Source organism: Microlunatus sp. YIM B11417 (assembly GCF_059617205.1).
The window spans coordinates 459,683-481,323 of record NZ_JCAMPJ010000003.1; the positions used below are offsets into that span (position 1 = coordinate 459,683).

Sequence of the window (21,641 nt, forward strand, 5' to 3'; positions counted from 1 at the left end):
CACGAAGGGCGGTGATCACCATGGCTGATCCCCGAGGGTTCTTGAAGCATCCGCGCCGCGTCGCCGAGCGACGCCCGGTGGCGGAGCGGGTGAAGGACTGGAACGAGGTCTACCCGGGCACGCCCGGCCGGGCCCTGCTGCCGATCATCAGCGACCAGGCCGGCCGCTGCATGGACTGCGGCATTCCCTTCTGTCACACGGGTTGTCCGCTGGGCAACCTGATCCCGGAGTGGAACGACCTGGTCTGGCGCGACGACTGGGCCGAGGCGCTGGAACGTCTGCACGCCACCAACAACTTCCCGGAGTTCACCGGTCGGGTCTGCCCGGCGCCGTGCGAGGACGCCTGTGTGGTGGCGATCGCCGACGAGCCGGTGACGATCAAGAACGTCGAGGTCGCGATCATCGACAAGGCGTGGGACGAGCGCCGGGTCGAGCCGCAGCCGCCCGAGTGGCACACCGGCAGCACGGTCGCCGTGATCGGCTCCGGCCCGGCCGGGCTGGCCGCCGCGCAGCAGTTGACCCGGGCCGGCCACACGGTCGCGGTGTTCGAGCGGGACGACAAGCCGGGCGGTCTGCTCCGGTACGGCATCCCGGAGTTCAAGATGGAGAAGAAGGTCGTCGACCGGCGGATCCGGCAGATGCGTGACGAGGGCACCAACTTCCGCTGCAATGTCCGGGTCGGCGTCGATGTCACCGGGCAGCAGTTGCGGCAGCGCTACGACGCCGTGATCGTCGCCACCGGTGCGACCGTGCCGCGCCAGCTCGAGGCGAAGAACCCGGAGCTGAACGGCGTGCACTACGCGATGGACTACCTGACCCAGGCCAACCGCTCCTCGCTCGGCGAGGAGGTGCCGGACCAGATCACCGCCGAGGGCAAGAACGTGATCATCATCGGCGGCGGCGACACCGGCGCCGACTGCCTCGGCACGGCGATCCGGCAGGGTGCGAAGTCGATCCTGCAGCTGGAGCACAACATCACCCCGCCGGAGCAGCGCGAGCCGCACGAGCCGTGGCCGACGTACCCGCGGATCTTCCGGTCCTCGGCGGCCAACGAGGAGGGCGGCGAGCGGCTGTTCAAGGCCGCGACGACCGAGCTGGTCGGCGACGAGAACGGCGACGTGACCGCGCTGCGCATCGTCGAGGTGGTCCGGCAGAACCGGGTCAACACGCCGGTCGAGGGGACCGACCGGGAGTTCCCGGCCGACCTGGTCCTGCTCTCCATGGGCTACACCGGCCCGGAGCCGGACGTCCTGGAGCAGCTCGGCGTCAACACCGAGCGCGGCCTGGCCGTCCGGGCCGAGGACTACAGCACCGACGCCCCCGGCGTCTTCGTCTGTGGCGACGCCGGCCGCGGCCAGTCGCTGGTGGTCTGGGCGATCGCCGAGGGCCGCGCCTGCGCCGCGACCGTCGACGAGTTCCTCTCCGGCTCGACGAAGCTGCCCCGCCCGATCCCGTCGACCGCCCGCCAGATGGCCGTCTGAGAGGGCTGCGGCGGCAGGTCGACGACCGGGGCGTTGAGCCGCAATCGCTCGCTCCCCGGTTCGGCGGCATGCAAGACTTGGGCCGTGACCTCGTCCGCTGATCGTTGGACCGGATCGTCGTCGATCCGGGGATCGTGCATGGGAAGCCGCGCATTCGCGGTACCCGGCTGACCGTGCAGGGCATCCTCGAATTGCTTGCTGCAGGGGAGACCATCGACGAACTGCTGGGCGACTATGACGAGTTGACCCGTGAGGATGTTCAGTTTCCTCGGGCAGGGGACTCTTCGGATGCGGAGATCACGGCGTTGGCCGACACCGAAGGTCGCGTCGTCGTGACCAGGATGCGGACTTCCGTCACAGCCACGAAGTCTCCGGCCGCCCGGCACGGCTGCTGCACATCACCCTCGGGAATCTGACGAACCAGGAATTGCTCGACCACCTTGAACGTCACCACTCCTCGCTCGTCGCCGCGCTCGACCAGGCGGACTTCGTGGAACTCGGGTCCATCGGGCTAACGCTGCACAAGTGACTCGGGCCAGAGGCACAGCCGATCCCTATCGGCGGGAGTGATGGGCTGAAGGCGGTGACGCGCTGATCGGTCGCGTTCGCGATGGGCCCGACCTGGCTCGTGGAGCCGGCCCCGCGGTGACGCTCGGACCTGCGCGTGCGGGTGCCGTCACGCAGCCCAGGCGACCGCGTGGTCCTGGCTGTCCGGGGCGACGTAGCGGAGCAGGCGTTCGGCCTCGTCGGCGAGGGCGGTCCGATCCTGGCGGGGGAGCGGCGCGAACGGTTCCAGGGTCAGCGTGGCCAGCTCGTCCGTCGACTCCCAGCTCCACAGGCCCGCGACCGTGCCGTCGATCAGGAAGGTGGGCAGGACGTCGCCGTTCTTCTTGTAGACCGCGGCGACGTGGGCCGGGTCGACCAGCCGGGCCCGGGCCTTCGGGGCGTACGCGATCAGGGCGCTGTCCCAACGGGCCAGCAGGCGGGGCGGGGCCGGGACATCGGCCGACACCCGATCGAGGTCGGCCAGGTCGAGCCAGGGTTCGGTGCCCGGCCCGTCGAACTCGACGATCCGGTCTCCGAGCGCCTTCAGCGCGGCCTTGACGATCCCGACCCGGCGCTGCCCGGACCACTGCATGAAGTCGCCCGCCGTCGCCGGACCGTACCCGGCCAGGAACCGTTCGATGCCGGTCCGCAGTGCCTCCTCGGGGGTCGGCTCGTCCGCCGCGGCGGCCTCGGGCAGCCAGCGGTCCGCCGCGACGTAACTGGGCTTGCCGTGCTCGCGCCAGAACCCGCTCGGCGGTACGTGGACCAGCCCGCCGCCGGCCGTGCCGAGCCGGAACCAGCCGTTGCGGACGCCGCCCGGGATGTGGTCGGCCGGGTCGATCCCGGGATGCAGAGTGCTCAGCTGCTGCTCGATCTCGGCGACGGTGCGCGGCTCGGCGCAGAAGTCCCGTACCGCGTTGTTGAGTTCGGTCAGGTCGAGGCCGGCCCGGGCCGCGCTCGGCTGCCAGGTCGCCAGCCGCGGCAGCGCCGACAACGCGTCGAACGTCCGGACGTCCGCGGCATCGAGCAGGTGCAGCGTGGTCCGCATCACCGTCGCCTTGACCACGCTCGTGTCGGCCAGCGCGTTCTCCAGTTCGGCGATCTCGGCCGTGTGACGGCGACTCCAGAGTGCGACGTAGGGCCAGGTCGCATGCTGGGCCTGGAGGCCGCCGACCCGGCCGATCGCGTCGGCCACGGAACCGTCGCTCCGCTCCAGCAACAGCTGGCGGTGCAGCGTGGAGCGGTTCAGCTCCTTCAACGTCAACGCGGGTCGAGAACTCATGGGCCGAGTCTCGCAACTGCTGCCGACATTCCGTCGGTGATCAGTGGGTGTCGGCTGCGGTCAGGGCCGTGGCGAGGGGTTCGAGGCCGGTGATCAGCTCGTCCAGGTCGGCGGGAGCCAGATGGGAGTACGCGGGAGCGTCCAGGTCGTCGGTCATCGTCTCGATCCGTTCCCGGAGGTCCCGGCCGGCGTCGGTGAAGCGGTCCTCGGCGTCGACCAGTCCGCGGGCGCGCAGCCCGGCCAGGATCGCGGTCAACGTGGCGACGGGGAGGTGGCTGACCCGGCCGTCCCGCAGCGGCGGGTCGCCGTCGGCGAGCGCACGCAGCAGATGGGACTCGGTGCCGCCGACGCCGAAGACGGCGAGGGCGAGGTTGTGGACGTCGCCCCTGTACTCCCGGAGCAGGGTGGCCCCGTGCCAGAGGCGGGCGATCGGCTCCTCCGGTACGGGCAGCGCACGGAGCCCGGCGAACAGCGGCCGGGACTCGGTCGGCGCCCCGGCGGCGGCCTTGATCATCAGGTCCGCCACCCGGGCGACACCGGCGCCGTCGGCCAGGTCGCCCAGGATCCGCCGCAACGCCGCGACACAGCCGCGTTCCCGCGCGGCCAGCGCTGCCTCCGGCGTCGTGATCTCCCAGACCCGCGGGATGTGCCGGGCGACCTCGCCGTCGGCGAAGTTGTAGAACACGGCGTGCACGACCTCGGCCGGGGCCAGGCCGAGCGGCGCCGCCCGGCCGGCGAAGTAGCCGTCCCAGTAGTTGCGCCGGAGGCCGAGCGCCGCCAACTCCTCGTTCGGCTCGTCGGCCTCGTAGGCGATCAGGTGGATCGGGTCGACCAACCTCTTGATCCGGCGGGTCACGGGCGATCCGGTCATGATCAACTCCTTCGTCGCGATGCGGTCCGTCCACCTCTGCCACGAACGGGCGGCGCCGGATCGGACACCACGCGCCGCGGAGAGGTCAGTCGGCCGGTCCGAGGGCGGTCACGGGCGGTGTGGCCATCCGCGGCGTCTCGATCAGCAGCCGCCAGCTGTCCGTCTCGGTGTCCAGCCAGCGGACGTCCTCGCGATGATATTGGAGGGCGTACGCGACGCGCGGCTCAGCGGTGACATTCGGTCCGGACCCGTGCACGGTCCACCGGCTGAAGGCGACCGCGTCACCCGGGCGCAGCCGGATCGGCAGGCACTGCAGGGGATCGACGTCCACCTGCCGGTGCGTGTCACCGTCGTCGCTGGACCGCGAGTCGAGTTGGGCCCGGTGTGACCGCGGAACGATCTGCAGACAGCCGTTGTCCGGTGTCATGTCGCCGAGCGCCACCCAGAGGTTGATCGAGCCGAGCGCCGGATCGTGCCGGGTGTAGTTGTTGTCCTGGTGGAAGTGCATGGTGCCGCCTCCGCCGCCGGCCTTGACCGCGGTGAACGGGAGATAGCGGTGCGCCGGACCGCCGATCAGCCGGGCGGCCACGGCCAGCGTCGCCTCGCCGTTGATCAACTCGTCCAGCGCCGACCCGGCCAGGTACTGCGGGCACTGGCGCAGCTTGTCCGCCGTGTCGGTGGCCCGGTTCAGGCCGGCCCGGGGCACCCCGTTGGCCTCCAGGACGGCGAACACCTCCTCCCGCAACTGCTCGACCGCGCTGCTGTCGACCAGTCCGGGCAGGGGCAGGTAGCCTTCCCGCTTGTAGAATTCGACCTCACTGTCGGTGAGCGAGAGTGGTGTGACGATGCCGCTCCGGGCCGATTCGATCATGGAGATGTCCCTTTTCTGATCGCGAATTGCTGCTGGTTGGGATCCATCCTCGGCGGTTCATGATCAACAGGCCATGGAGGTTGACGTCGATGATTTGCATCTTTCGACCGCGAGGGGAGTACGGTCGTGCTGGATGACCTGATCTTTTTGCACGGCAAGCACACGCCGGCCTGCATCGCGACCGTGGACAAGCATTTCGACTACCACACGGTGCAGTTGCTGACCGGCGGAGCGGTCGAGCTGTTCTACGACGACCGGCGGTACGAGCTCGCCGGCGGTGCCTGGCTCTGGCCCTGCCATCCCGGCCCCTGGATCCGCTTCCACGAGTGGCCGCGCGGCCGGCCCTGGAACCACCGCTATCTCTCGTTCACCGGTCCGCGGGTCGTCGCCTGGCAGGCCGACGGGTTGTGGCCGCGGCAGCCGGTCGCGTTGCCGCCCGAGCTCGCGGTGTCGGCGTCCGGGCTGCTCGACGCGGCGACCGAGCTCGCCCACCGGCAGGACGGCTGGGCGCAGCGCCGCGCGGCGAACCTGCTGGAACGGCTGCTGCTCGAACTGGCCGAGGCCGCCGCGCGGCCGAGCCGCAGTCGGCCCGCTTGGCTGGAGCGGGTGCTCCGGGAGTTGGCCGGGCCGGACCAGCCGCCCGACCACACCCGGCTGGCGGCCGAGGTCGGGATGTCGCTGACCACGCTGCGCCGCCGGTTCCGCGAGGCCACCGGGCAGTCGCTGCACCAGCATCACCTCGCCTGCCGGGTGACCGAGGCCAAGCGCCGGCTCAGCGACTCCGACGAGCCGATCAAGCTGATCGCCCAGCAGCTGGGCTATCGCGACGTCTTCTACTTCAGCCGCCAGTTCCGGCAGCTGGCCGGCACCTCCCCGGCCGCGTACCGCCGCAGCCGGCAGGCCTGACCCCGGGCCCGCTCAGTCGACGATCATGATCGCCTGGCCCGGGCAACCGGCCGCGGCGCGGTGGACGGCGGCCTCCTGCGCGACCGGCGGTTCGGCGTCGAGAACGTACCCCTTGTCGTCCTCCTCGCGCTGGTCGAACACCTCCTCGATGATCAACACGCACTGGCCGGAGCCGACGCACCGGTCCTGATCGATCTCCACCCGCACGGCAGCCTCCTTGTTTCGCGTCGTTGACGACTGTTAACTTGACAGTAAACACTCACCCTCCAATCACCGTGCCCCAGGGGGTCTGATGGATCAACTGCCCTTCCCGTCCACCGGCGATCCGCTCGCGATCGCGCCGCGGTACGCCGAGCTGCAGCGCAGCGAGCCGTTGACCCGGGTGCTGACCCGGGTCGGCGACGAGGCCTGGCTGGCCACCGGCTACGAGGTCGTCCGGGCGCTGGCCTCGGAGCCGACGCTGGGTCGCTCCCATCCCGAGCCGGAGCGGGCCGCACGCAGCCACGAGGCCGCCCTGCTCGGCGGCCCGAGCGGAGACTTCGAGACCGAGCAGCAGAACCACGCGCAGATGCGCCGGCTGCTCGGCTCGGCGTTCTCGGCCCGCCGGATGCGGCTGCTGCAGGCGTCCATCGAGCAACGGGTGGAGGCACTGCTGGACGCCTTCGGCGAGCCGCCGATCGACCTGCACGAGGCGCTGTCGGCGCCGCTGCCGGTGATGGTGATCTGCGACCTGCTCGGGGCACCGGTCGAGGACGCCGACCTGCTCCGTACCTTCTCCACCCGACTGGCCAAGATCAGCGACGCCGCGGACTCGCACGCCGCCGACCTCGAGTTCACCGAGTACGCGGCCGGCCTGCTGGACCGCAAGCGCGCGGCACCCGGCGAGGACGTCTTCTCGGACCTCGCCACCGTGGACGGGCTGGCGGCGGCGGAGGCGGCGCGACTGGCCAAGGGGCTGCTGTTCGCCGGCCACGAGACGACGATGACCCGGATCGACCTGGGCACCCTGCTGTTCATCCGGAACCCCGAACAGCGCACGCGGCTGCACGCCGACCCGACCTTGATCAACGGCGCGGTGGAGGAGATCCTCCGGCTGACCATCGGGACCGGTTCGTCGGCCGGCACGCTGCTGCGCTACGCCGGGACCGAGCTCAAGATCGACTCGACGGTGATCAACCGCGGCGACGCGGTGCTGCTCGGCTTCGGCGTGGCCAACCGGGATCCGGGTGTGTTCGCGCGGCCGGACGACTTCGACATCGCGCGGGATCCCAATCCGCACGTCGCGTTCGGCCACGGTCCGCACTACTGCATCGGCAACAGCCTGGCCCGGATCGAGCTGCGCGCGGTGTTCGCCCGGCTGTTCGAGCGCTACCCGGACCTGCACCTGGCCACCGAGCGGCTGGACCTCCGCGACGACGCGATCGGCGGTGGGCTGGCCTCGCTGCCGGTGGCCTGGTGACCCGTCCGGTCAGGGGCCGTCCAGGGCGGCGGCGGCCATCGCCTTGATCGCCTCGACCAGGTGGTCCGCCGGGATCGGGCGGTCGGTGTCGAGCCAGGCCAGGATCGACTGGATCGTCAGTTCAGGCACCGCCGCGGCCAGCCAGGCCCGGCGCCGGCGGTCCCGGACCCGTACCGCCAGCAGGTCGTTCGAGGTGGCCCGCTGGGTCGCGTCCAGCTCGCGGACGTAGTCGGCGAACTCGGGTTCCCGGCGGACGTGCCGGAACAGGATCCGGAACCCGTCCGGGTCCTGGTCGGCGGCCTGCACCAACCGGGTCAGCCGGTCCGCGTCGGCACCCGTCGCCGAGGTCGACAGCCGGTCCCAGGCCCGGCCCAGGACGGCCAGGTAGATCTCCCGCTTGGTCGAGAAGTGCCGGTAGATCAGCACCTTGGTGACACCGGCCGCCTCGGCGATCTCGTCGACCGTCGTACCGGCGAAGCCGCGCCGCAGGAAGGCCCGCGCCGCCGCGCCGATGATCTGGTCCCGCCGCTCGGCCCGGCCGAGCAGCACCCGCTCGCCGCGCGGTGCGCTGCCTCGGGTCATGATCATCCTCCGCTGGGCCCGGTGACCGGGACGGTCGTACGGGCAGCCTATGCCGAACGACGGGCTTCGGCCGTATAGTCACCGCATGGGTCCCGATGCGGTGGATGCTCAGGCAGCTGATCAACGTCGCGAGGTGACCCGGCCGGTCGGCAAGGAGACGGTCGAGGAACTGATCGCCACCTACGACGAGGAGCGCCCGGCCCGCCGGCTCGGCCCACGGCTCGATCTCGTGCTCGGTGCGATCTGTTTCGTGATCGCGCTCTGGGTGCTCTGGCAGGTGTTCTTCCCGCTGCCGCAGGGCAACCAGTTCTCCTTGATCATCTTCCTCGGCGCGACGCTGCCGCTGGTGTTCCTCACCTTCCGTTTCCGCAAGCGGCGCAGGGAAGGAGCGCGCGGGGACAACCCGGGCGTGATCGACTGGCTGCTCGCCGCGATCGCCCTGCTGGTCTGCCTCTATCCGGTGCTGCCGGTGCCCGGCGGAGGCTTCAACGCGTTCCTTGATCGACAAGGGCAGCTGAGCACGCTCGACGTGATCGCGGGAGCCCTGCTCACCGTACTGCTGCTGGAGGCGTGCCGGCGGACCACCGGACTGGTGCTGCCGATCGTCTGCGTGGTCTTCTTCCTGTACGCCTACTACGGCGGGTTCCTGCCGATCTCCTGGCCGGTGAGCCACGCCGGCGTCGACTTCGACCAGATCATCAACGGGTTCTACAACGACCAGTCCGGCTTCTACGGCACGCCGCTCGACGTCGCCGCCTCCTACATCGTGCTGTTCACGATCTACGGTGCGGTGCTGGACGCGACGGGTGCCGGCCGGTTCTTCATCGACCTGTCCTTCGCGCTGTTCCGCAAGTCCCGCTCGGCTCCCGGCCGGACCGTGACGCTGTCCGGCTTCCTGCTCGGTACGGTCTCCGGCTCCGGCACCGCCACCGCGGTGAGTCTGGGCGCCGTCACCTGGCCGATCCTGCGCAAGGCGGGCTATCCGCGGGAGAACGCGGGCGGGATGCTGGCCGCGGCCGGGATCGGGGCGATCCTGTCCCCGCCGACGCTCGGCGCGGCCGCGTTCATCATCGCGGAGTATCTGCGCGTCCCGTACCTGCAGGTGCTGCTCTGGGCCGTGGTCCCGACGATCTTGTTCTACCTCGGCATCATCCTGGCGGTCGAGATCGACTCCCGCCGGTTCGGCGCGCACGCGGTCGAGGTGCCGCGGCGGAACCCGCTCAGGCTCCTGCTCCGGTACGGCTACCACCTGCTGTCGCTGGCGATCATCGTCGTCTTCCTCGCCGTCGGCATCCCGCCGTTCCGCGCCGTCGTGTACGCCACCGCCGTCGCCGCGCTGTTCGGGCTGGTGGAGCGCCTGGTCTCCCGGCACGACCCGCTGGACCCGGACACCGAGCCGCAGCCGCGCGGCCGGGCCATGATCACGTACGGAAGGGATCTGGCCCGGGCCCTGAGCAGCGGCATCCGGTCGGCGCTCGGCGTGGTCACGGTCTGCGCGTCCGCCGGGGTGATCACCTCGGTGATCGTCAAGACCGGCCTGGGCCAGAACCTGGCCGACATCCTGGTCGCGGCGGCCCGGGCGCTGACCGACAACCAGACCGTGGTGTTGATCTTGACCGCGGTGCTCGCCGCCGTGGCGGTGCTGTTGCTCGGGCTGGCGGTGCCGGTGACCGCCTCGTTCATCATCGCCTGGGTGGTGATCGGCCCGGCCCTGCAGACGCTCGGGGTCAGTGCGCCCGAGGCGGCGATGTTCATCTTCTATTACGCCGTACTGTCCGAGGTGTCGCCGCCGACCGCGCTGGCGGCGGTCGCGTCGTCGGCGATCACCGGCGGCAGGACGATCCCGACGATGTGGCAGGCGACGAAGTACACGCTGCCCGCCTTCCTCGCCCCCTTGGCGTTCGTGATCACCGACAACGGGTCGCACCTGCTGCTGCAGGGTTCGCCGCTGGACGTGCTCTGGACGACCCTGGTGAGCATGATCGCGATCGCCGCCCTGGCCGCGCTGACCGGCGGCTGGATCGTCCGGGAGGCGAACTGGCTGCAGCGGCTGCTCTGCCTGCCGGCCGCACTGCTGCTGCTCTACCTGCACCCGGTCTCGATCGCGGTCGGCCTGGCCTGCGCCGCGGTCGCGGTGATCTTGAACCTGCTCTCCTCCCGACGACAATCTCCAATGATGCAAGGAGTTTCCGATGCGTGATCAGCTCCGTCCGGCGGCCATGATCGTCGCGACGCTGTCCGTACTGGCCCTGGTGCTGAGCGGCTGCGGCGGCCGTCAGGACCGCAGCAGCGAGCCGTCCGGCGGCGGGTCGGCCGGCGCCTGCGAAGCGACCGCGGCCCAGCTGACCATGGCCACCGGCAACAGCACCGGCGTCTACTACGTGCTGGGCGGCGGCATGGCCGGCCTGATCAGCGCCGAGACGCCGATCCGGACCACGGCCGCGGAGACCGGCGCTTCGGTGCAGAACATCCAGCAGCTGGTCGACGGCACCTACGACATCGCGTTCTCGCTGGCCGACACGGCCGCCGACGCGGTGGCCGGGAAGAGCGCGTTCGACCAGCCGCAGCCGATCCGGGCGCTGGGCCGGGTGCACTCCAACTACACCCAGGTGGTGGCCCGCAAGGACGCCGGTATCGAATCGATCGAGGACCTGCGCGGCAAGACCGTCTCGACCGGCTCGCCCAAGTCCGGCACCGAGGTGATCGCGAACCGGCTGTTGCAGGCCGGCGGCCTGGACCCGGCCAAGGACGTCAAGGCGCAGCGGCTGGACCTGGCCAAGACCGTCGACGGGCTCAAGGACGGCTCGATCGACGCGTTCTTCTGGTCCGGTGGCCTGCCGACGCCCAACCTGACCGATCTGTTCACCTCGCAGCCCGACCTGGCCGCGTTCGTCGACGTCACGCCGCAGCTGGCGAAGCTCAAGGAGATCAATCCGGTCTACGCGGAGGGCACCATCCCGGCGGCGACGTACAACCTGAAGAGCGACGTGCCGACGATCGTGGTGCCGAACGTCCTGCTGGTCCGCGACGACTTCCCGGCCAACAACGCCTGCGCGATCACCAAGCTGCTCTGGAGCAGCAAGGACAAGCTGGCCCAGGTGCACCCGTCGGCCAAGGAACTGGATCCGAAGACCGGTCAGGAGACGGCGCCGATCGAGCTCGCCGCCGGGTCGAAGGAGGCGCTCACCGAACTCGCCGGCGGCTGACGGTCCGGTGCAGGCCTCGCGGACAATGGGCCGATGGTCGACGTACGGCAGCCACGGGTCCGGATCAGCTACTGCACGCAGTGCCGGTGGCTGCTGCGAGCGGCCTGGATCGCGCAGGAACTGCTCAGCACGTTCCCGCGGGAACTCGGCGAGGTCGCCCTGGTGCCGACCACCGGCGGCACCTTCGTGATCGAGGTCGACGACGTCCGGATCTGGGATCGGGCCGGCGACGGCGGCTTCCCGGAGATCGGCGCGCTCAAGCGCCGGGTCCGTGACCTGGTCGCGCCCGGCCGCCCGCTCGGCCACGTGGACCGGGCCGCGGACGATGCCGACTGAGCCGTCGCTGCCCGGAATAGGTCCCCGGCGCACGGAGTTGCTTGAAGAGTCAAGAACTTCGTGATGAGGAGGCGGCATGTCGATTGCGGTGACCGGGGCGACCGGGCAGCTGGGTGGGTTGGTGCTGGAGGCTCTGACGGCGAGCGGGCACGGGTCGGAGGAACTGGTCGCGGTCGTCCGCGACCCGGAACGGGCGGCGGGGCTCGCCGAGCGAGGCATCGAGGTGCGGACCGCCGACTACGGCGACCCGGACGCCCTGCTCAAGGCGTTCCAGGGTGTCGAGCGGCTCCTCTTCGTCTCCGGCAGCGAGCCCGGCCGGCGGCTCGAGCAGCACCGCAACGTGGTGGCCGCGGCGCGGTCGGCCGGTGTCGGGCACCTGGTCTACACGAGCGCCCCGAAGGCCGACAGCACCGACCTGGTGCTCGCTCCGGACCACCGGGCGACCGAAGAGTTGATCAAGGAAGCGGGGCTGCCGGCGACCGTCCTGCGGAACAACTGGTACACCGAGAACTATGCGGCCCAGCTGGACGAGGCGCGCAACACGGGAGCGATCACCGCGGCCGCGGGGGAGGGCCGGGTCGCCTCGGCCTCCCGAGCCGACTTCGCCGCCGCGGCCGCCACCGTGCTGACCGGTGATGATCATGTCGGCCAGGTGTACGAGCTCGCCGGCGACACCGCCTGGACCTACGCCGAGCTGGCCGACGCGGTCGGCGAACTGCTCGGTCGCGAGGTGGTCTACCGGCCCGTCGAACCGGCCGAGCTGACCCAGAAGTTGATCACCGCCGGCCTCGACGAGCCGACCGCCGGCTTCGTCGCCGCCCTGGACGCCAACATCGCGGCCGGCGCCCTCGCCGACACCGGCGACCGCACCCTGAGCCGCCTCCTCGGCCGCCCCACCACACCGCTCCTGGACGGCCTCCGCCCACTCCTCTGACTGGGCCGTCGGTTTTTCACGTTAACGTGAAAAACTGGCACTTTGCTCGAGATATATCGCGCGGGAAGTGCCAGAAAAGTGGGTGAGGTGTGGCCCGTGGTGACACCCGCGTCCGCGGACTGGTCCCGTCCGTTCGCGGAGCGGGGCGGTGGATCTGAAGGGGGTCGTCCCCCTTCACTCAACACGATCAGTGCGTGTCCGTTCGCGGAGCGGGGCGGGGGATCTGAAGGGGGCCGTCCCCCTTCACTCAACACGATCAGTGCGTGTCCGTTCGCGGAGCGGGGCGGGGGATCTGAAGGGGGTCGTCCCCCTTCACTCAACACTGTCAGTGCCGTGCGATGGACTGTCGGCGGCGTGCCTCATGATGGTGCGTTCCGAGAGGGCATAAGGTGTGTGTCCGAGCCGAAACTTCCCCACGGCCGGCGCCGCAACTTCGAGTATTGGAGGAAGGTTTCAGGTCATGGCGGGAACCACGGCGGCAGCGGGTCAGGACAGCTTCGTTCACCTCCACGTGCACACCGAGTTCTCGATGCTGGACGGGGCCGCCCGGATCGGCGATCTGTTCGCCGGCGCCGAGCGGATGGGCATGCCGGCACTGGCGGTCACCGACCACGGGATGCTGCACGGGGCGTACGAGTTCTACAAGCAGTCCAAGAAATATCCGGTGAAGCCGATCATCGGCATCGAGGCGTACGTCACGCCGAAGACGCACCGGAGCGAGCGCAAGCGAGTCCGGTGGGGCGACGGCGGTGGCGACGACGTCTCGGGTGGTGGCGCGTTCACCCACATGACGATCCTGTCCGAGACCAACGAGGGCATGCACAACCTGTTCCGGCTGGGCTCCCGGGCCTCGCTGGAAGGCTTCTTCTACAAGCCGCGGATGGACCGCGAGTTGCTGTCGGAGTACTCGAAGGGACTGATCGCCACCACCGGTTGCCCGTCCGGTGAGGTGCAGACGTACCTCCGGCTGGGCAAGTACGACGAGGCGATCGCCAGCGCCGCCGAGTTCCGCGACATCTTCGGCGCCGGCAACTACTTCGTCGAGATCATGGACCACGGGCTGAGCCTGGAGAAGCGGGTCCGGGAGGACCTGCTCAAGATCTCACGCGAGCTCAACCTGCCGCTGGTCGCGACCAACGACCTGCACTACTCGACGCCTGAGGACGCGCCCGCGCACGAGGTGCTGCTCTGCGTCCAGACCGGCGCGACGATGGCCGACGCGAACCGGTTCAAGCTGGACGGCAACGGCTACTACCTGAAGTCGCCGGCCGAGATGCGCCAGGTGTTCAAGGAACTGCCGGAGGCCTGCGACAACACGCTGGCGATCGCCGAGCGGTGCCAGATCGCCTTCACCGAGGGCGAGGGCCGGTTCATGCCGCGCTACCCGTGCCCGCCCGGCGAGGACGAGATCTCCTGGTATCTCAAGGAGGTCGAGAAGGGCCTGAAGTTCCGCTACCCGAACGGGATCACCGACGAGATCCGCAAGCGCGCGGACTACGAGAACGAGGTGATCATCCAGAAGGGCTACCCGGGCTACTACCTGGTGGTCGCCGACTTCATGCAGTGGGCCAAGGACCGGGGGATCCGGACCGGTGTGCGGGGGTCCGGCGCCGGCTCGCTGACCGCGTACGCGATGCGGATCACCGACCTCGATCCGCTCGAGTACAAGCTGACCTTCGAACGCTTCCTCAACCCTGAGCGCGACTCGCCCCCCGACTTCGACGTCGACTTCGACGAGCGTCGGCGGGGTGAGGTGATCCGGTACGTCACCGAGAAGTACGGCGACGACCGGGTGGCCCAGATCGCGACCTACGGCACGATCAAGGCGAAGCAGGCGGTCAAGGATGCGTCCCGGGTGCTCGGCTACCCGTTCGCGATGGGCGACCGGATCACCAAGGCGATGCCGCCGCCCGTGATGGGCAAGGACGTGCCGCTGAAGAAGCTGTTCGACGAGTCTCACCCGCGGTACGCGGAGGGCGGCGAGTTCCGGCAGCTCTACCAGGGCGACAACGACATCCAGCGGGTGGTCGACACCGCCCAGGGGCTGGAGGGCCTGATCCGGCAGTCCGGCGTGCACGCGGCCGGCGTGATCATGTCCTCGGACCCGCTGCTGGACATCATCCCGATCATGAAGCGGGAGGCCGACGGCGCGATCATCACGCAGTTCGACTACCCGTCCTGCGAAGCGCTCGGCCTGGTCAAGATGGACTTCCTGGGCCTGCGCAACCTGACCATCCTCGGCGACGCCGTGGAGAACGTGAAGCTCAACCGGGGCGTCGAGCTCGATCTCGACGAGCTCGGCCAGGACCCGACGGACGAGAAGGCCTACCAGCTGCTCAGCCGGGGCGACACGTTGGGCGTGTTCCAGCTGGACGGCGGCGGCACCCGGTCGCTGCTGCGGCTGATGCAGCCGCGCCGGATCCAGGACATCATGGCGACGATCGCCCTGTACCGCCCCGGTCCGATGGGCATCAACTCCCACGTCAACTACGCGCTGCGGCGCAGCGGGCAGCAGGAGGTCGTCTACCCCCACCCCGAGGTGGTGGAGGCCCTCGAGCCGGTCATCGCGAACAACTACGGCCTGATCGTCTACCAGGAGGACGTGATCGAGGTCGCCCGGCAGCTGGCCGGCTACAGCCTCGGCCGAGCCGACCTGCTGCGGCGGGCGATGGGCAAGAAGAAGAAGGAAGTCCTCGACGCGGAGTACGAGCCGTTCGCGGCCGGCATGAAGGAGCGCGGCTTCTCCGACGAGGCCGTCAAGGCGGTCTGGGACGCGCTGATGCCGTTCGCCGACTACGGGTTCGGCAAGGCGCACGCCGCCGCGTACGGCCAGGTGTCCTACTGGACGGCGTACCTGAAGGCGAACTACCCGGCCGAGTACATGGCCGCCGTGCTCACCTCGGTGAAGGACGACAAGGACAAGATGGCCATCTACCTGGCGGAGTGCCGGCGGATGGGGATCAAGGTGCTGCCGCCGGACGTGAACGAGTCGGAGCACAACTTCACCCCGGTCGGTTCCGACATCCGCTTCGGGCTGACCGCCATTCGCAACGTCGGCGCCAACGTGGTGGACGACATCGTGGCGGCGCGCGAGGGCAAGGGCAAGGCCGCCACCTTCTACGACTACCTGGACCACATCGGCCAGGTCGCGTGCAACAAGCGAGTCACCGAGTCGTTGATCAAGGCCGGCGCGTTCGACTCGATGGGGCACAGCCGGCGCGCGCTGATGTCGATCTACGAGAACGCGGTCGACAGCGTGATCGACATCAAGCGGAACTCGGCGCACGGGCAGGACGATCTCTTCGGCGATCTGGGCGGCGACGACCCGGTGCTCGGCGGGACCGTGCCGGACCTGGAGGACTGGGACAAGACCACCAAGCTGGCGTTCGAGCGCGAGATGCTCGGGTTGTACGTCAGTGATCATCCGCTGCAGGGACTCGAGCACATCCTGTCCGCCGAACGTGATCTCAGCATCGCGGCCGTGCTGGCCGACGACGGTCCGCGTGAGGGCATGATCACGATCTGCGGCATGATCACCAACATCACCCGGAAGACGACCAAGCGGGGCGACATCTGGGCCGTGATCACGGTGGAGGACCTGGAGGCCTCGATCGAGGTGCTGCTCTTCCCGAAGGCGTACGACCTGGTGTCGACGGTCCTGGCCACCGACACGGTGGTGAAGGTCAAGGGCCGGCTCAAGGTGGACGACGACAGCATCGCGTTGACCGGCCAGGAACTGACGCTGCCCGACGTGACCGACGCGCCCTCCGGTCCGGTGGTGATCTCGCTGCCCGCGGTGCGCTGCACGCCGCCGGTGGTCGAGCAGCTCCGGGCCGTGCTCACCTCACATCCGGGCGGCACCGAGGTGCGGCTCAAGCTGGTGTCGTCCGGCAAGACGACGCTGATGCGGCTTGATCAACAGCTGCGGGTGAACCCGTCCCAGCCGCTCATGGCGGACTTGAAAGCACTGCTCGGGCCTTCCTGCTTGGCCTCCTGAGGGGCGGACGCCGCCCGGAGGGTCGGGGTGTCAGTGCGCGGGCAACCAGTCGCGCGCGGTGATTCTGTGCCGCTGCCGCGATTCCCTATGCGCGCGACGGCCAGTCCCATCCACGCCCGCGCACTGACACCCCGACCCTCCGGGCTCGAGCCAAGGGGTGCCTGAAGGCCCTCGAGTGCGGAGGGATTGGTCGACGCGAGTTGGGTGCGTGGGGGATCTGGGCGCCGCGCGTTGATCTCAGCCGGGAACGGGTGTGGTGCGGAATGCGGCGCGCTCAGGTGGTCTTCGGCGCGTACCTGTGGGAGCGAGGAGTGGGGAGCATAGACTCGCCGGGTGCCAGCACGTCGGGCGATGGAAACACGGCGGGATCGACGGCGCCGGGCTCTGCGCTGGATTCTCGGTTACGCCGCGCTCTGTGTTGCCCTCGGGCTGCTGACCGGGGTGCTCTGGACCCGGATCACGCCGCTGGCGACGTACCGGGTGGCTTCGGATGCGTCCGCCTCGATGCCCGAGCGGCAGTTGGTGGAGATCGTGGCCGGTGACGCGTACTTCGTCATGATCGGCTTCGTCGTCGGGCTGGGACTGGGGATCGTCGCCTGGCGTTGGCTCGGGCGGCTCGGCTGGACCTCGGTCCTGTTCACGGTGCTCGGTGTGTCCCTCGCCGGGTTGATGTGCTTCCTGGTCGGCGGGATCCTCGGGCCGCACGACTTCGAGTCACGGCTGGCGTCGGCCCGGCCGGGCGACCTGGTGCCGATCGACCTCACCCTGCGCTCGCCGATCGCGTTCCTGGCCTGGGCGTTCGGGGGAGTCATCCCGCTGCTGCTGGCGTCCTCGTTGGTCCGCGACCCGGAGGAGCCGCGGCCGCTGCTGCCGCGCCGGGCGGTGCGGTCAGGGCGTTAGGTCGCGAGTCGCGAGCGCCGGCATCGCGCGGGACATCCGGGCGAAGTCGATATCGCGGTGGACGATGATCAAATCCAGCCGCAGCGCCACCGCGGCGATGAGACAGTCCAGACTTGACCTGACGGTGTGCCCACGGGAACGAGTCAGCCGGTAGATCGAAGCGGCGTCGTCGAAGTCTGCCTCGGTGACGGCCGCTGTCGGGATCAGGTTCAGAGTCTCGCGGATCAGTTCATGGTCAGCGTCGCCGGATCCCTTGAGCAGTTCGAGCCGAACCGGCCCGCAACTCCAGACTTCGGCATCGTCTGGATCGATCAGGGTCGCGAGTCTGCTGGAAACGCTCTCGTCCCCGTTGAACCAGCTGATCCAGACCGAGGTGTCGAGGAGGAACCTCGTCATCAGGAGTCGCCGGCATCTTCGAGTTCGTCATTGGACATCGGATAGCCGATGCCCCGGAGGCTGCGGAACTTCGTCTTGAAGGCACGCTGGTCTCGCACCGTTCGGCGCAGGGCGAAGTCGATCGCTTCTCGTTTGGTCGTCAGCCCGTTCTGCTCCATCACGGTCTGAACCAACTCGTCGTCGATGTCGATGTTGGTGCGTGTCATACACCAACGATACACCTTGATCAGGAAGCGTCCTCGACCACGATGTCGTCGGGCGTCTTGTCCGGCCGCCAGCCGCGCCAGACCGGGTGCCAGAGCAGGCCGGGTTCGGTCCAGCCCGCGTACTCCACCTCGCCGACCAGCACCGGCTCCACCCAGTGCACGCTGCGCGGCTCCTCGGCGGGCACCGCGGGCAGCGGGGTCTTGGGCAGGGCGAGCGGGGTGAGCAGTTCCATCGCCAGGTCAAGGTCGGCGTCGGCCAGGCCGCTGCCGGCGGCGCCGACGTAGCGCAGCCGTTCGCCGTCCGGCACCGCGAGCACCAGGGCGCCGATGCTGCCGTCCCGGCGGCCCTGCCCCTCCCGCCAGCCGACGACGATCACCTCCTGGTGCCGCCGGTGTTTGATCTTGAGCCAGGTGCTGGCCCGGCGGCCCTTGAGGTACGTCGAAGTACGGCGCTTCGCGACGACGCCCTCCAGGCCCATCGCCTCGCTCACCTCCAGCGCCGTCTCAAGATCACCGTCGAAGGCCGGCGGCACCTGGATCCGGGGATCGGCGCCGGTCAGCAGTTCGGTGAGCCGCTCCCGCCGTTCCGTGTACGGGGTGCGCAGCAGGGACCGGTCGTCGACCATGATCAGATCGAAGGCGACCAGCTGCACCGGGACGCTGGACCGCAGCCGGGCCACATCGGCGGATTTGCTGACGTTGATCCGGTGCTGCAGCCGGCTGAAACTCGGCCGGCCGTCGGTGTCCAGGGCGACGATCTCGCCGTCCAGGATGGTCTGGTCGGTGTCGAGCTTGGCGCAGGCCTCGGCGATCTCCGGGTACGTCGCGGTGACGTCCAGCCCCCGCCGGCTGTACAACTTCACCTGGCCGCCGCCGAGGCAGGCGACCACCCGGACGCCGTCCCACTTCATCTCGAACGCCCAGTCGTCGGTGGTGCCGAAATCGCCGACCGAGGCCAGCCCGGCCGTCATCGGCGTCACGGGTTCCGGCAGTGGGCCGGTGGCCTCCGCCGGCTGGTCCTGCAGCTTGGCTGCCGACTCCGGCTTCATCAGGTGGATCAGCCACTGGTTGTCCGGCCGGTCACCGCCGCCGGTGTGGATCAGCGCATAGGTCCGCGGCCCGTCCAGCCCGCCGCCGTCGCGCCCGGTCAGGGTGGCGATCACCTCCTTGCCGTCGCGCCACTTGTGCTCGACATAGCTGCCGGAGTCCCAGATCGTCACGTTGCCGCCGCCGTACTCGCCGGCCGGGATGGAGCCCTCGAAGCTGCCGTACTCCAGCGGATGATCTTCGGTCTGGACGGCCAGATGGTTGGTGTCGGGGGTGGTCGGCACACCCTTCGGCAGGGCCCAGCTGACCAGGACGCCGTCGTGCTCGAGCCGGAAGTCCCAATGCAGCCGCCGGGCGTGGTGCTCCTGGATCACGAAGGACCGGCCGTCGGACTCGATCGGGCGAGTGCTGGGCACCGGTTCCGGCGTCTTGGCGGCGTCGCGCATGCTGCGGTACGTGCTCAGTCGGTCCGGCCGGGCCTCGGCCGGGACGAGGTCGGCCAGCGGGTCCGGTTGATCGAGCCGGGCCAGCACCTGGTGGTAGTCGAGATGATCAAGGTCCGGGTCGTCCAGCTCGGCCCAGGTGCGCGGCGCCGCGACCATCGGCCGGGACCGGCCGCGCAGCGAATAGGGGCAGATCGTCGTCTTGGCCGCGTTGTTCTGGCTCCAGTCGACGAACACCTTGCCCGGCCGGAGCGACTTCTTCATCTGGCTGGTGACCAGGTCGGGGTTGGTCGACTCCAGGGCCCGGGCCAGTTCCCGGGCCAGCGTGCTGGCGCCGTCCGAGGTCACGTCGCCGGCCAGGTTCGCGTACAGGTGCAGGCCCTTGCTGCCGCTGGTCACCGGCACGGCGGTGAGGCCGATCCCGGTCAGCAGGTCGCGCAGCTGCCGCGCCACTTCGGCACACTCGGCCAGCCCGACGCCGGGTCCCGGGTCGAGATCGAGCACCAGCCGGTCCGGATGCCCGGGCTTCCCGTCGGCGTCGAACCGCCACTGCGGGACGTGCAGCTCCAGCGCCGCGTACTGAGCCATCTGGGTCAGCGAGGCGAGCGAGTCGATGATCGGGTAGTTGTTCACCCCGTCGCTGTGGGTGATGCCCTGCCGGGTGATCCAGTCCGGAGTGCCGGAGTCGAGGTTCTTGGTGAAGAAGACGATCTCCGGGTCCCGCTCGGTGCCGACGCCGTTGGGCCAGCGCTTCCGGGTCGCCGGCCGGTCGGCCAACTGTGGCAGGATCCGGTCGGCGATCTCGGTGTAATAGAGCAGCACCTCGCCCTTGGTCGTCCCGGTCTCGGGATACAGCACCTTGTCGAGGTTGGTCAGCCGGACCTGATGCCCGTCGATCACCACCATCCCGCCATTCTTGCCGACGGGCGCGGCCCGGGTCGAAGATGAGGTGCTCAGTGAGCGATGGCCGCGAACGCGCCCTTCGTGGCGGTCCGGAGGTCGGCCGGGGCCAGTTCCAGTTGCAGGCCGCGCTTGCCGGCCGACACGAAGATCGTCGGGTACGACTCCGCGGAGGCGTCGATCACCACCGGCAGCGGGCGGCGGGACCCGAGCGGCGAGATGCCGCCCACCACCGAGCCGGTCAGCCGGGCCGCGGCCTCGGGATCGGCCATCGCCGCCTTCTTCGCGCCGCGGGCCGCCGCCAGCGCCTTCAGATCGAGCTGCCGGGCCACCGGCACGACGGCCATCACCGACGCGCCGGCCACGTCGGCGACCAGGGTCTTGAAGATGCGGAGCGGGTCGACCCCGAGCGCGGCAGCGGCCTCGTCGCCGTACCCGGTCGTGCCGGGGTCGTGCTCGTACGGGTGCAGCGTGAAGTTGATCTTGGCCCTGGTCAGCAGGGCGGTGGCCGGGGTGCCGCCGGTCGCCATGCGCGTCCTCCTCTGTCCGCCGGTCACCTTCGCACAGCCCGGCCGGGGTAGCCTCAGCGGGTGCCCGACCCAGACCGCGAGCCCGGCCTGACCATCGGCCCGGGCCGGGATTCCGACCGGGACGGGCCGGAGGCCCGGGAACCGGAGTCGCAGCGCGGCCAGGTGGCCATCGTCCTCGGCCTCATCGCGGCGGTGCTGCTGGCGGTGGGCGGTTTCGTGATCGTCCGCGATCTGACCGACTCGGACGATTCCGGCGAGGTCGTACCTGCCTCCTCGGCCTCGGTGACCCCCGGACGGGTCGAGACCGAGCCGGGCGGCCGGGAACCGCTGCCCGAGGGTTGCCGATCGCCGGCCGCGACGCCCCGGCCGCTGGCCAGCGAGGCCGCCGCGAGGGAGCTCTGCCAACGCTTCGGCGACCGGCTGCGCCGAGACACCCGAGCCATGTTCGACTGCACGATCGACGACCGCGTCGAGGACTGCCGCCCCGCCGCCCGCCGGGCCTGGTCCACCCTGGCCGCTCTGCGCCAGGACCCGGCCTTCGCGAAGGCCCAGGTCGTCCTGAACGACGCGGTCGCGCTGGCCGACGAGAACGGCCGCCAGTACCTCGGCGGGACCTGCATCGGCCGCAACGATCCCCAGGACGAGACAGCCGTCGACTGCAACGCCGGCTACGCCACCTTCGGCCTCGGCCTGAGCACCCTCGAAGTCCGTCTCCGCGCCTCCTGACCCATCCCATCCGCCGACCGGT

Annotated in this window: 21 protein-coding genes; 12 read left to right on the forward strand and 9 right to left on the reverse strand. The window is 70.0% G+C overall.

The window, feature by feature from the left end; translation table 11 throughout:
* The first annotated feature begins 20 nt into the window (after positions 1–20).
* The 3 genes from AC6CCG_RS17280 (at position 21) to AC6CCG_RS17290 (ending at position 2,010) form a co-directional block, all read left to right on the forward strand.
* On the forward strand, positions 21–1,481 hold the full coding sequence (locus AC6CCG_RS17280; protein ID WP_496655832.1) for a glutamate synthase subunit beta: 1,461 nt from the start codon (positions 21–23) through the stop codon (positions 1,479–1,481).
* 104 nt (positions 1,482–1,585) lie between these two features.
* Positions 1,586–1,897, forward strand: a complete 312-nt coding sequence (locus AC6CCG_RS17285) for a DUF433 domain-containing protein (RefSeq protein ID WP_496655833.1) — start codon at positions 1,586–1,588, stop codon at positions 1,895–1,897.
* Positions 1,879–2,010, forward strand: coding sequence for a hypothetical protein (locus AC6CCG_RS17290; protein ID WP_496656282.1), 132 nt, complete (start codon positions 1,879–1,881; stop codon positions 2,008–2,010). The genes AC6CCG_RS17285 and AC6CCG_RS17290 overlap by 19 nt, the downstream gene beginning before the upstream one ends.
* A gap of 147 nt (positions 2,011–2,157) precedes the next feature.
* Here the strand turns inward: AC6CCG_RS17290 and AC6CCG_RS17295 are convergent, their stop codons facing one another.
* The 3 genes from AC6CCG_RS17295 to AC6CCG_RS17305 all read right to left on the reverse strand — a co-directional run bounded on the left by AC6CCG_RS17295 (position 2,158) and on the right by AC6CCG_RS17305 (position 5,051).
* Positions 2,158–3,309, reverse strand: coding sequence for a winged helix DNA-binding domain-containing protein (locus AC6CCG_RS17295; protein ID WP_496655834.1), 1,152 nt, complete (start codon positions 3,307–3,309; stop codon positions 2,158–2,160).
* Positions 3,310–3,349: 40 nt separating this feature from the next.
* Positions 3,350–4,180, reverse strand: coding sequence for a MarR family winged helix-turn-helix transcriptional regulator (locus tag AC6CCG_RS17300; RefSeq protein ID WP_496655835.1), 831 nt, complete (start codon positions 4,178–4,180; stop codon positions 3,350–3,352).
* Between the two features lie 85 nt (positions 4,181–4,265).
* The gene (locus AC6CCG_RS17305) at positions 4,266–5,051 is read right to left on the reverse strand and encodes a phytanoyl-CoA dioxygenase family protein (RefSeq protein ID WP_496655836.1); all 786 of its coding nucleotides are present in this window, start codon (positions 5,049–5,051) and stop codon (positions 4,266–4,268) included.
* A gap of 126 nt (positions 5,052–5,177) precedes the next feature.
* Between AC6CCG_RS17305 and AC6CCG_RS17310 the strand changes: the two genes are divergently transcribed.
* Positions 5,178–5,957 (forward strand): helix-turn-helix transcriptional regulator, encoded by a 780-nt coding sequence (locus AC6CCG_RS17310; protein WP_496655837.1) that lies wholly within the window; start codon positions 5,178–5,180, stop codon positions 5,955–5,957.
* 12 nt (positions 5,958–5,969) lie between these two features.
* Here AC6CCG_RS17310 and AC6CCG_RS17315 read toward each other — a convergent pair whose 3' ends face one another.
* Positions 5,970–6,164, reverse strand: a complete 195-nt coding sequence (locus tag AC6CCG_RS17315; RefSeq protein WP_496655838.1) for a ferredoxin — start codon at positions 6,162–6,164, stop codon at positions 5,970–5,972.
* 85 nt (positions 6,165–6,249) lie between these two features.
* Here AC6CCG_RS17315 and AC6CCG_RS17320 point away from each other — a divergent pair, with 85 nt between their 5' ends.
* Complete coding sequence (locus AC6CCG_RS17320) at positions 6,250–7,416, forward strand: cytochrome P450 (protein ID WP_496655839.1); 1,167 nt, start codon at positions 6,250–6,252, stop codon at positions 7,414–7,416.
* A gap of 9 nt (positions 7,417–7,425) precedes the next feature.
* Here the strand turns inward: AC6CCG_RS17320 and AC6CCG_RS17325 are convergent, their stop codons facing one another.
* The gene (locus tag AC6CCG_RS17325; protein ID WP_496655840.1) at positions 7,426–8,004 is read right to left on the reverse strand and encodes a TetR/AcrR family transcriptional regulator; all 579 of its coding nucleotides are present in this window, start codon (positions 8,002–8,004) and stop codon (positions 7,426–7,428) included.
* Positions 8,005–8,083: 79 nt separating this feature from the next.
* On the opposite strand from AC6CCG_RS17325, the gene AC6CCG_RS17330 reads away from it, so the two are divergent.
* From AC6CCG_RS17330 to AC6CCG_RS17355, 6 genes are all read left to right on the forward strand, one after another.
* Positions 8,084–10,198, forward strand: coding sequence for a TRAP transporter permease (locus tag AC6CCG_RS17330; RefSeq protein ID WP_496655841.1), 2,115 nt, complete (start codon positions 8,084–8,086; stop codon positions 10,196–10,198).
* The gene (locus tag AC6CCG_RS17335; RefSeq protein WP_496655842.1) at positions 10,191–11,204 is read left to right on the forward strand and encodes a TAXI family TRAP transporter solute-binding subunit; all 1,014 of its coding nucleotides are present in this window, start codon (positions 10,191–10,193) and stop codon (positions 11,202–11,204) included. The genes AC6CCG_RS17330 and AC6CCG_RS17335 overlap by 8 nt, the downstream gene beginning before the upstream one ends.
* Positions 11,205–11,237: 33 nt before the next feature.
* Positions 11,238–11,540 (forward strand): Rdx family protein, encoded by a 303-nt coding sequence (locus AC6CCG_RS17340; protein ID WP_496655843.1) that lies wholly within the window; start codon positions 11,238–11,240, stop codon positions 11,538–11,540.
* A 76-nt stretch (positions 11,541–11,616) separates the two neighbouring features.
* On the forward strand, positions 11,617–12,474 hold the full coding sequence (locus AC6CCG_RS17345) for an SDR family oxidoreductase (RefSeq protein ID WP_496655844.1): 858 nt from the start codon (positions 11,617–11,619) through the stop codon (positions 12,472–12,474).
* A gap of 460 nt (positions 12,475–12,934) precedes the next feature.
* On the forward strand, positions 12,935–16,471 hold the full coding sequence (gene dnaE / locus AC6CCG_RS17350; protein ID WP_496655845.1) for a DNA polymerase III subunit alpha: 3,537 nt from the start codon (positions 12,935–12,937) through the stop codon (positions 16,469–16,471).
* A gap of 333 nt (positions 16,472–16,804) precedes the next feature.
* Positions 16,805–17,371 carry a hypothetical protein gene (locus AC6CCG_RS17355; RefSeq protein ID WP_496655846.1) on the forward strand — a complete coding sequence of 189 codons (567 nt, stop codon included), beginning with the start codon at positions 16,805–16,807 and terminating at the stop codon, positions 17,369–17,371.
* Here AC6CCG_RS17355 and vapC read toward each other — a convergent pair.
* Genes vapC through ybaK form a run of 4 tightly spaced genes read right to left on the reverse strand, consistent with a single transcriptional unit; the run spans position 17,360 to position 20,893 of the window.
* Positions 17,360–17,767, reverse strand: coding sequence for a type II toxin-antitoxin system VapC family toxin (vapC, locus tag AC6CCG_RS17360; protein ID WP_496655847.1), 408 nt, complete (start codon positions 17,765–17,767; stop codon positions 17,360–17,362). The genes AC6CCG_RS17355 and vapC overlap by 12 nt on opposite strands.
* Positions 17,767–17,973 carry a type II toxin-antitoxin system VapB family antitoxin gene (locus AC6CCG_RS17365; protein ID WP_496655848.1) on the reverse strand — a complete coding sequence of 69 codons (207 nt, stop codon included), beginning with the start codon at positions 17,971–17,973 and terminating at the stop codon, positions 17,767–17,769. Before AC6CCG_RS17365 ends, vapC begins: the two co-directional genes overlap by 1 nt.
* A gap of 20 nt (positions 17,974–17,993) precedes the next feature.
* Entirely contained in the window at positions 17,994–20,369 is a 2,376-nt protein-coding gene (locus tag AC6CCG_RS17370; RefSeq protein ID WP_496655849.1) for an ATP-dependent DNA ligase, read from the reverse strand.
* A gap of 47 nt (positions 20,370–20,416) precedes the next feature.
* Positions 20,417–20,893, reverse strand: a complete 477-nt coding sequence (gene ybaK, locus AC6CCG_RS17375) for a Cys-tRNA(Pro) deacylase (protein WP_496655850.1) — start codon at positions 20,891–20,893, stop codon at positions 20,417–20,419.
* A gap of 60 nt (positions 20,894–20,953) precedes the next feature.
* Between ybaK and AC6CCG_RS17380 the strand changes: the two genes are divergently transcribed.
* A complete protein-coding gene (locus AC6CCG_RS17380) occupies positions 20,954–21,619 on the forward strand; it encodes a hypothetical protein (RefSeq protein WP_496655851.1) in 666 nt (221 codons plus the stop codon).
* The last annotated feature ends 22 nt before the right edge of the window (positions 21,620–21,641 follow it).

Coding starts and splice junctions, on each gene's coding strand:
- AC6CCG_RS17280 (WP_496655832.1), top strand. CDS start 21: ATGGCTGATCCCCGAGGGTTCTTGAAGCATCCGCGCCGCGTCGCCGAG.
- vapC (WP_496655847.1), bottom strand. CDS start 17,767: ATGACGAGGTTCCTCCTCGACACCTCGGTCTGGATCAGCTGGTTCAAC.
- ybaK (WP_496655850.1), bottom strand. CDS start 20,893: ATGGCGACCGGCGGCACCCCGGCCACCGCCCTGCTGACCAGGGCCAAG.
- AC6CCG_RS17335 (WP_496655842.1), top strand. CDS start 10,191: ATGCGTGATCAGCTCCGTCCGGCGGCCATGATCGTCGCGACGCTGTCC.
- AC6CCG_RS17295 (WP_496655834.1), bottom strand. CDS start 3,309: ATGAGTTCTCGACCCGCGTTGACGTTGAAGGAGCTGAACCGCTCCACG.
- AC6CCG_RS17365 (WP_496655848.1), bottom strand. CDS start 17,973: ATGACACGCACCAACATCGACATCGACGACGAGTTGGTTCAGACCGTG.
- AC6CCG_RS17325 (WP_496655840.1), bottom strand. CDS start 8,004: ATGATCATGACCCGAGGCAGCGCACCGCGCGGCGAGCGGGTGCTGCTC.
- AC6CCG_RS17370 (WP_496655849.1), bottom strand. CDS start 20,369: ATGGTGGTGATCGACGGGCATCAGGTCCGGCTGACCAACCTCGACAAG.
- AC6CCG_RS17330 (WP_496655841.1), top strand. CDS start 8,084: ATGGGTCCCGATGCGGTGGATGCTCAGGCAGCTGATCAACGTCGCGAG.
- AC6CCG_RS17300 (WP_496655835.1), bottom strand. CDS start 4,180: ATGACCGGATCGCCCGTGACCCGCCGGATCAAGAGGTTGGTCGACCCG.
- AC6CCG_RS17305 (WP_496655836.1), bottom strand. CDS start 5,051: ATGATCGAATCGGCCCGGAGCGGCATCGTCACACCACTCTCGCTCACC.
- dnaE (WP_496655845.1), top strand. CDS start 12,935: ATGGCGGGAACCACGGCGGCAGCGGGTCAGGACAGCTTCGTTCACCTC.
- AC6CCG_RS17340 (WP_496655843.1), top strand. CDS start 11,238: ATGGTCGACGTACGGCAGCCACGGGTCCGGATCAGCTACTGCACGCAG.
- AC6CCG_RS17345 (WP_496655844.1), top strand. CDS start 11,617: ATGTCGATTGCGGTGACCGGGGCGACCGGGCAGCTGGGTGGGTTGGTG.
- AC6CCG_RS17320 (WP_496655839.1), top strand. CDS start 6,250: ATGGATCAACTGCCCTTCCCGTCCACCGGCGATCCGCTCGCGATCGCG.